The sequence below is a fragment of the Bradyrhizobium sp. STM 3843 genome, from assembly GCF_000239815.1.
GTDB lineage: Bacteria > Pseudomonadota > Alphaproteobacteria > Rhizobiales > Xanthobacteraceae > Bradyrhizobium.
In genome coordinates this window covers 1-2,203 of sequence record NZ_CAFK01000220.1, presented here as the reverse complement: position 1 = coordinate 2,203, position 2,203 = coordinate 1, and the positions used below count along the sequence as shown (strand labels likewise).

At 66.9% G+C, this 2,203-nt stretch carries 1 protein-coding gene; it reads left to right on the top strand.

Annotated elements, in window-relative coordinates:
* Positions 1 to 2,203, top strand: a 2,203-nt coding sequence (locus BRAS3843_RS23350) for a non-ribosomal peptide synthetase (protein WP_035982540.1), incomplete at both ends; no start/stop codon positions are given.

Below are 2,203 nucleotides of genomic sequence, written 5' to 3'. Positions count from 1 at the left end.
CTGCGGACCCGACAACCTCGCTTACGTGATCTACACCTCCGGCTCGACCGGTCGACCCAAGGGGGTGATGAACGCCCATCGCGGCATCGTCAATCGGTTGGCCTGGATGCAGGAGGCCTATCGACTGACGGGGGATGACCGGGTGCTGCAGAAGACGCCATTCGGCTTCGACGTTTCGGTGTGGGAGTTCTTCTGGCCCTTGGCGCACGGCGCTGAGCTGGTGATCGCCCGACCTGGGGGCCATCAGGATCCGGCTTATCTGGCCGAGCTGATCGAGCAGACCGGCGTCACCATCCTGCACTTCGTGCCGTCGATGCTGCAGGCGTTCCTGGAAGCGGCGGATCTCGCCCACTGCGGGACCTTGCGCGACACCATCTGCAGCGGCGAGGCGCTGGCTGTGGAGACGCAGAACCGCTTTCTCAGCCTGCTGCCCTCATGCCAGCTGCACAACCTCTATGGCCCAACCGAGGCGGCGGTCGATGTCAGCGCCTGGCCGTGCCGGCTTGAAGCTGCAGCCACGCAGGTGCCGATCGGCCGTCCGATCAGCAACATCCAGCTCTATGTGCTGGACCATCGGCTCGACCCAGTGCCGATCGGGGTGGCCGGCGAGCTCTATGTCGGCGGCATCGGCGTCGCCCGCGGCTATCTCGGCCGTCCGAGCCTCACGGCGGAACGCTTCGTACCGAGCCCGTTCGCAACGGGTGAGCGGCTGTATCGCACCGGGGATCTGGCGCGCTGGCGCGCTGACGGCGCGCTCGACTATCTCGGCCGCATCGATCACCAGGTGAAGCTGCGCGGCTTCCGCATCGAGCTCGGCGAGATCGAGGCGGCGCTGTTGTCCCATCCTAGCGTCGAGCAGGCGGCCGTGGTGGTGCGCGACGACAGCGGCGAGCGGCGGCTGGTCGGCTACGTCACGACACGCGATGACCTGCCTTGCGAGCCCGAGGCACTGCGCCGGCATCTGCAGCAGCTGCTGCCGGACTACATGGTGCCATCTGCGATCGTCAGGCTCGCGTCGTTGCCGCTGTCGCCGAACGGCAAGCTCGATCGCAATGCGCTGCCGGCGCCGGAGTGGCAGGGCACGGGCGAGATCATCGCGCCACGCAATGCCACGGAAGAATCCCTTGCTGCGATCTGGCGTGAGGTGCTCAAGCGCGAGCGCGTCTCCGTCACCGACAACTTCTTCGCCCTCGGCGGGGATTCGATCCAGTCGATCCAGGTGGTGGCGCGGGCCAAGCGGGCCGGGCTCAATCTGACGGCGCGGCAGGTGTTCGAGCAGCAGACGATCGCCGCACTTGCGGCGGTGGCGGGCGCTGTCACGGCGGTGACAGCGGAGCAGGGGCTGGTCACGGGCGAGGTGGCGCTGACGCCGATCCAGCACTGGTTGTTCGGACAAGAGCTGGAAGCGCCGCATCACTTCAACCAGGCAGTGCTGCTGGATGCGGACGCGGAGCTGACGCCCGCACTGGTGGCGCAGGCGCTCGGTCATCTGCTGCGCCATCACGATGCGCTGCGGCTGCGTTTCCATCGGGAAGAAGATGGCTGGCGGCAGCGGCACGAGAAGGGCGAGAGCGCGCTCGCAAGTGAAGCGATCGTCGAAGCCATCGATCTCACAGAGTTCGGCGAGGCGGTGCAGCCTGCAGCATTGCGGATGCATGCCGAGCGGCTGCAGGGGAGCCTCGATCTGCAGGCCGGACCGTTGCTGCGTGCGGCCTTGTTCGATTTGGGATCGCAAGGCAAGCGGCTGCTTGTGATCATCCATCATTTGGTGGTGGATGGCGTGTCCTGGCGGATCCTGCTGGAGGATTTGGCAACGGCGTTTGACGGGCTCCGGCGCGGCGAGCCGGTCAGGCTGGCGGCGAAGACGACCTCGTTCAAAGCCTGGGCGGAACGGCTGGCGGCGCATGCCAGGTCCGATGATTTGCAGCGCGAGCTGGCCTATTGGCAGGGACAGCCCTGGTCTGAGACGGGGCGTCTGCCACGCGACCATGAGGACGGGACCAACCGCGCCGAGTCTGTGCGCATGGTGAGCACCGCACTCGACGCGGCGGAGACGCGGGCACTGCTGCAGGAGGTGCCCGGCGTCTATCACACCCAGATCAACGACGTGCTGCTGACCGCGCTGGTGGAAGCGTTTGCGGATTGGACCGGGCAGCGACGGTTGCTGATCGGGCTCGAAGGCCATGGCCGCGAGGAGCTGTTT